General features: G+C 50.9%; 2 protein-coding genes. Both read left to right on the top strand.

Features of this window, described 5'->3' with window-relative positions; translation table 11 throughout:
• Positions 1-32: 32 nt before the first annotated feature.
• The gene (locus tag ACR6Z4_RS29340; RefSeq protein WP_479720901.1) at positions 33-3,518 is read left to right on the top strand and encodes a tetratricopeptide repeat protein; all 3,486 of its coding nucleotides are present in this window, start codon (positions 33-35) and stop codon (positions 3,516-3,518) included.
• A 281-nt stretch (positions 3,519-3,799) separates the two neighbouring features.
• The gene (locus ACR6Z4_RS29345) at positions 3,800-7,396 is read left to right on the top strand and encodes a tetratricopeptide repeat protein (protein ID WP_479720902.1); all 3,597 of its coding nucleotides are present in this window, start codon (positions 3,800-3,802) and stop codon (positions 7,394-7,396) included.
• The last annotated feature ends 165 nt before the right edge of the window (positions 7,397-7,561 follow it).

Consider the following 7,561-nt stretch of genomic DNA (forward strand, 5'->3'; position numbering starts at 1 on the left):
ACGCTTTAACATCTACCCTTGAGGAATTCATCATGAATCGCTGTTGGTTACTGAGTCACATCCTTTATCGAAGCATCTTTCCAGGCTTGATCGGTGGACTGTGGCTGGTCACCCCAGCAGCAGCCGTTTCCCTGACGAGCAGCTCAGAAAAACCCCTTGAGATCTCTCAAGCACCTTTCACTGAGTCTGTTTCCCCTACAACCATTACTGGGCGCTTAGATGCCAATAGCCCCACTCTGCCAGACGGCAGCTACTACCAGGAACACACCTTTGAGGGAACGGCTGAAGACCAAATTGCCATTGAACTCAGCAGCGAGGAGTTTGATGCCTACCTCATCTTGAAAAGTCCTGACGGTGAGGTCATTGCTGAAAATGACGATGGGGTGTCTGGAACCAACTCAATTATCGTCGTCACCTTGCCAACCACAGGTGTATACACCATTCTCGCTAATACCTATGGTGCTGGCACAACAGGTAGCTACCGCTTAGAGCGACGAGCGGCAACAGAAACAGACCAAGCCTTAGCTGAAGCAACGCAACTGAATCAGCAGGTGATTGAACTCGATCAAGCTAGACGCTACGAGGAAGCAATTCCGTTGGCAGAACGATCGCTCGCCATCTATGAACAAGCCCTAGGAAGCAATCATCCACTTGTGGCCACCAGTCTCAATAACCTGGCATTACTTTACCAGGAACAGGACAAATATGCCCAGGCTGAACTCCTCTTCCAGCGAGCGATCGCTATCCAGGAACAAGTGCTGGGAGCCAATCACCTGGATGTGGCGACTAGCCTCAACAGCCTCGCATTGCTGTACCACACACAGGGCAAGTATGCTGCTGCCGAACCTCTCTATCAGCGATCGCTAGCTATCCGGGAACAAGCCCTGGAAGCTAATCATCCACTTGTAGCCATTAGCCTCAACAACCTGGCAGAACTTTACCGGGACCAGGGCAACTACGCCCAAGCAGAACCTCTCTACCAACGATCACTGGCAATTCTTGAACAAACCCTAGAAACCAATCCCTCACTTGTAGCCACTAGCCTCAACAACCTAGCAGAGCTTTATCGGGCGCAGGGCAATTATGCTCAGGCAGAACTCCTCTTGCAGCGATCGCTAGCTATCCGAGAACAAGCCTTGGGCGCTGAACACCTGGATGTAGCAATCAGCCTTAACAGCCTGGCAAGTCTCTACCAGGATCAGGGCAACTACACCCAGGCAGAATCTCTTTTCCAGCGATCGCTGTCTATCCGAGAGCAAGCGCTGGGAGAAAATCACCCCACTTTTGCCACTGGCCTCAACAACCTGGCAGGGCTATACCAGGATCAGGGCAACTATGCCCAGGCAGAAAAACTTTTGCAGCGATCGATCGCGATCTATGAACAAGCGCTAGGAGAAAATCATCCGCTTGTAGCAACCAGCCTCAACAACCTAGCGTTGCTATACCAGGATCAGGGCAACTACGACCAAGCAGAACAACTTTTGCAGCGATCGCTTGCCATCCGAGAGCAAGCGCTGGGAGAAAACCATCCGCTTGTAGCAACCAGCCTCAACAACTTGGCAGCGCTTTACCAGCTTCAGGGCAACTATGCCCAGGCAGAACCCCTCTATCGACGATCGCTTGCCATCGATGAACAAGCATTAGGAGCCAATCACCCCGATATGGTACAAAGCCTCAACAACCTGGCATTGCTCTACCAGGCTCAGGGCAATTATGCTCAAGCAGAGCTCCTCTATCGGCAATCGCTCGCCATCAGTGAACAAGCGCTGGGAGTTAATCACCCGGATGTGGCTACCAGCCTTAACAACCTGGCGGTTTTCTCGTGGGCGCAACATGACCTCACCTCTACCCTCAGCTTCTTGCAGCGAAGCCTATCCGTTGAAGAAGTCAACTTAAATCTCAATCTCATCGTTGGCTCTGAGTCCTACAAACGAAACTTCCTTGCTACGTTTGCAAGCACTACTGATGCTGCCATCTCACTACACCTCCAGTCCCTGCCTGCCGATCCAACTGCCGTTCAACTGGCACTCACAACCATTCTCCAGCGCAAAGGACGGCTTCTGGATCTCTTCACCAACAGCCAGCAGATTCTCCGCGAGCAACTCGACCCCGACAGCCAAGCCTTGCTCAGCAACCTGATTGCCCAACGAACACAACTGTCTGCTCTGGCCTTCAACCGTCCTGAATCCTTACCCCTCGATCAATACCGCAGTCAGGTTGATGGACTAGAGTCTGCTATTCAACAACTCGAAGATCAACTCTCACGTCGCAGTAGTCAGTTCCGGGCACTCAATCAACCGATTGATCTGCCAACTATCCAGGCACTACTGCCCGCTCAAACCACCCTGATTGAACTGGTGCGATATCAAGTCTTTGATCCTCAAGCAACAGGTAACGACAACTTTGGAGAAGGCCACTATGCCGCCTATCTCCTGCAAGCCGATGGCAACATTGATGGCATTGATTTAGGCTCTGCCGCTGAGATTGACCCCCTGATCGAATACTTGCAAGGGGCACTTCGCAATCCGGGTTACACGGTGGAGGAGGTCAAGGAAGCCGCCCAAGCACTCGATGCTCGTGTCATGGCTCCAATTCGAGCGCGATTGGGAGATACCAACCACCTGCTGATTTCTCCCGATGGTGCCTTTAACCTGATTCCCTTTGAAGCATTGGTGGATGAAACCGGGCGCTACCTGGTAGAAAACTATACTCTTACCTACCTCACTTCCGGTCGAGACCTGCTGCGGTTCCAGGCACAAGCCACCGCCACACCTCAAACCAATCCGGTTCTTTTGGCGAACCCCATCTTTGAACGCCCTGGCAGTTTAGATGTCGCTCAAACTGCCACCCGCTTTATTGACCTGCGGCAACGCGCTTGGTCTCCATTACTGGCAACCGCTGAAGAGGCAGATGATATTGCCGCTCAACTGTCCCAAACCCTGCGCCTGCCCCTCTCCCAAATCCCAAATTTACAAGGACAATCGGCTACAGAAGCCGCCTTGCGGCAAGTGAATCGTCCTCGCATCCTGCACATTGCCACCCATGGCTTCTTTGAATCCAGTGACTCGCAAGAGGTGGTATTAACAGACAATCCACTGCTGCGGTCTGGGCTGGTATTGTCAGGCGTCAACGTTGGGCAAAGTGGCACCGGAGAAGATGGCATCGTCAGTGCCCTAGATGTCAGCAGTCTGAATCTGTTAGGCACGCAACTGGTGGTGCTATCAGCCTGCGAGACGGGATTGGGAGATCTCTCACTAGGCGAGGGAGTGTATGGCTTACGACGGGCATTAGTGCTGGCAGGCTCACAGAGCCAACTGATCAGCCTGTGGCGAGTGCAGGATGACACCACCCGAGATTTGATGACGGCATACTATCAAAACCTGCTATCGGGCATGGGACGTAGTGAAGCCTTGCGTCAGGTGCAATTAGCCATGCTGAGTAATGACGCAACCGCCCATCCCTATTACTGGGCACCCTTCATTAACTCCGGCGATTGGCGACCCATTTCACCTCAATAGCTATTGACCTTATTTACCCAGTTATGACTCTCCCTACTCATTTGCCAGAGTCACAGTCAGCGCCACAGAGCGTCACCCCCTGAATGGTTTGCCACCTACCCTTGAGGAATTCATCATGAATCGCTGTTGGTTACTGAGTCGCATCCTTGGGCAAAAGAATCGGAGTCGGAACAATCAAGCATTACTCCCTAAAGATAAAAATTTTCCTGAATGAAGATTTCGGCTCGTGTAGACAAAGATAGTCAACAGAATCGAAAACGATAGATGCTGAGGAGTTCACCATGAATCGCCATCGGTTATTGAGTCAGATCCTCCACCTCAGCATCGTTCCAGGCTTGCTCAGCGGATGGTGGCTCATCACTCCAGCAACTGCCGCTTCAACAGTTTCTCCACCAATCCGATCAGAGAACCCATTCCAGATTGCTCAAGCAACCGCAACAGAGGCTACAGCGTCTACAACCATTACTGGTCATTTAGATGCCAACAGTCCCACTTTGCAAGACGGTAGCTACTATCAGGGGCATACCTTTGAGGGAAGGGCTGGAGAAGAAATTGTTATTGAACTCAGTAGTGAGGAGTTTGATACCTATCTGATCTTGAAAAGTCCTGATGGTGAAGTCATCGCTGAAAACGACGATGGGACTTCTGGCACAAATTCCAGGATTGTCATCACTCTACCCACAACAGGTACCTATACCATTCTTGCAAGCACCTACGGGGCTGGTGAAACTGGTAGCTACAGGTTAGAGCGACGAGGTGCCGTGGAAACAGACCGAGGATTAGCAGAAGCAGCGCAACTCTATCAGCAAGCAGTTGATCTCTACCAAGCTGGACGTTATGACGAAGCCATTCCGATATCAGAACGATCGCTTGCCATCCGAGAACAAGCGTTAGGAGCGAATCATCCCCTCGTTGCCATTAACCTGAATAACTTGGCGCTGCTCTATCAAGCACAAGGTAACTACACTCAAGCAGAAGCTCTGTTTCAGCGATCGCTTGGCATCATCGAACAAGCGTTAGGAGCAAATCACCCCAATGTTGCTGTCAGCCTCAACAATCTGGCAGTCTTATACCAGGATCAGGGCAACTATGCTCAAGCAGAAGCTCTGTTTCAGCGAGTGATCGCTATTCAAGAACAAGCGTTCGGCGCAAATCATCCCAGTTTTGCTACCAATCTTAACAACCTGGCAGCACTATACCAAGCACAGGGTAACTATGCCCAGGCAGAACCCTTATATCTGCGATCGCTTACGATCCTTGAACAAGCATTCGGAGAAAATCATCCCGATGTAGCTACTAGCCTCAACAACCTGGCAGAGCTATACCAAGCCCAAGGTAACTATACCCAAGCAGAATCCCTGTATCAGCGATCGCTTGCTATTCGAGAAACATTCGGGGACAATCACCCCGATGTGGCAATCAGCCTCAACAACCTGGCAGGGTCATATCGAGAACAGGGTAACTACGCCCAGGCGGAACCCTTGTATCAGCGCTCAATCACGATATTTGAACATGCATTAGGGGAAAATCACCCCAGTGTTGCCAATAGCCTTAACAACCTAGCAGGACTCTATCTAGCACAGGGCAACTACGCCCAAGCAGAACCCCTGTATCAGCGCTCAATCACGATATTTGAACGAGCGTTGGGGGAGAATCACCCCAGTGTTGCTAACAGCTTCAACAATTTAGCAAGACTCTATTTAGCACAAGGTAACTACGCCCAGGCAGAACCCCTCTTTCAACGAGCGATCGCTATCCTCGAACAAGGGCTAGGGGAAAACTATCCCCTGGTTGCCACCAGTTTCAACAACCTGGCATTGCTCTACCAATACCAAGGTAACTATACCCAAGCAGAATCCCTCTACCAGCGTGCGATCGCTATTCAAGAACGAGCGTTCGGAGAAAACCATGCCAGTGTTGCCAGCAGCCTCAGCAATTTAGCATCGCTCTATGTAGAAGAAGGCAATTATGCCCTAGCTGAACCGCTTTTGCAGCGATCGCTTAGCATTGTCGAACAAGCACTGGGAGCCGATCATCCTGATATTGCCACTAATCTCAACAACCTGGCATCACTCTACCAAGCTCAAGGTAATTACGCTCAGGCTGAACCGCTCTACAGGCGAGCGATCGCCATCCGAGAACACGCTCTAGGGGAAAATCATCCCGATGTGGCAGATAGCCTCACCAACTTGGCATCACTCTCATGGGCACAAAATAGGCTTCCCGCAACCCTCAATCTTTTGCAGCAAAGCCTGTCTGTTGAAGAAATCAACCTTAATCTCAACCTCATTGGTGGTTCTGAAGCTTACAAGCGCAATTTCCTCTCTACCTTCACAGGGACAACAGAAGCGACCATTTCGCTACACCTCCAAGCGCTACCAGACTCTCCAGTCGCCGCTCAACTTGCACTCACCACCATCCTGCAACGCAAAGGACGAATTCTGGATCTGTTCACCAATAGCCAGCAAATTCTGCGAGAGCAACTCGACCCCGATAGTCAAGTGCTGCTCAACGAGCTGAATACAAAACAAACACAACTTTCCATGCTGGTCTTCAACCGTCCCGAATCTCTGCCCCTTGAGCAGTATCGCAGTCGAGTTGCTGACCTCGAATCCCAAATTCAACAGCTCGAAGATCAACTGTCCCGCCGCAGTAGTCAGTTCCAGGTACTCAATCAGCCCATTGATCTACCGACTATTCAAACTCTGCTCCCTGCTCAAACAGCTCTAGTTGAACTGGTGCGCTATCGAGTTGTAGACCCTAACGCAGCCAGCAACGAACGTTTCGGAGCCTATCACTATGCTGTGTATGTCTTACAATCGGATGGACAAATCGTCGGCATCGACCTGGGGTCTGTCGCTGAGATTGACCCTCTGATTGCAGACTTGCAGCTGGCACTCCGTAATCCTGGTTTCACTCTGGATGAAGTCAAAGAAGCATCACGGGCACTGGATGAGCAGGTCATGGCTCCAATTCGAGCGCGATTAGGGGATACAACTCACCTGCTGATCTCTCCTGATGGTGCATTCAACCTGATTCCCTTTGAAGCATTAGTAGATGAAGCCGGACACTATTTGGTTGAGAACTATACCCTCACCTATCTCACCTCTGGCAGAGATCTGTTGCGATTGCAAACCGCCGTTAATCCCCAAACCGATCCAGTGCTGCTAGCCAATCCGATCTTTGAACGACCTGGAGATCCTGGTGTTGCTCAATCTCCAACACGCTATGCCGATCTGAGACAACGAAATTGGACAGCACTCGAAGGCACAGCGCAAGAAGCCAATGCCATCGCGGCACAGTTTCCGCAAGCACAATTTCCCCATGTGTCTAATCTACAAGGAATAGCCGCAACCGAAGCAGCCCTCAAACAGGTGAATCGTCCTAGCTTTTTGCATATTGCCACGCATGGCTTCTTTGAACCCGTTGACCCAACTGAAGTGGTGCCGATTGAAAATCCGCTGTTGCGGTCTGGTCTGGTGTTATCGGGGTTGAAGGTCGGAGAAAGTGGCACCGGGGAAGATGGCATTGTCAGTGCTTTAGAAGTCAGCAGTCTCAATTTATTGGGCACACAACTGGTAGTATTATCTGCCTGTGAAACAGGTTTGGGCGATCTCTCCGTAGGAGAAGGCGTGTACGGATTGCGCCGAGCACTGGTGTTAGCAGGTTCTGAAAGTCAACTGATCAGCTTGTGGCAAGTGCAAGATGACACCACCCGCGATCTGATGGTGCAATACTACGAAAATTTGCGATCGGGGATGGGACGCAGTGAAGCCCTGCGGCAGGTGCAATTAGCGATGCTGAGTAATGATGCGACCGCTCATCCTTATTTCTGGGCACCCTTTATCAACTCTGGCGATTGGCGTCCGATTGATTGAACCTAGAACTACTAAAAACTTTGAACTGTGGAGGTTTCCTTGGGAAATCTCCACAGTTCAAAGTGAACAAGCTATACGCCTCTCCGGATTTGTCAAAGATCAGCGCAAGTCCCATCATAAAGACCTACCCGCCGATTTGAATCTTCCAGTTCAAATCGGTGGTAG

The organism is Calyptranema fuscum S582 (genome assembly GCF_055793305.1).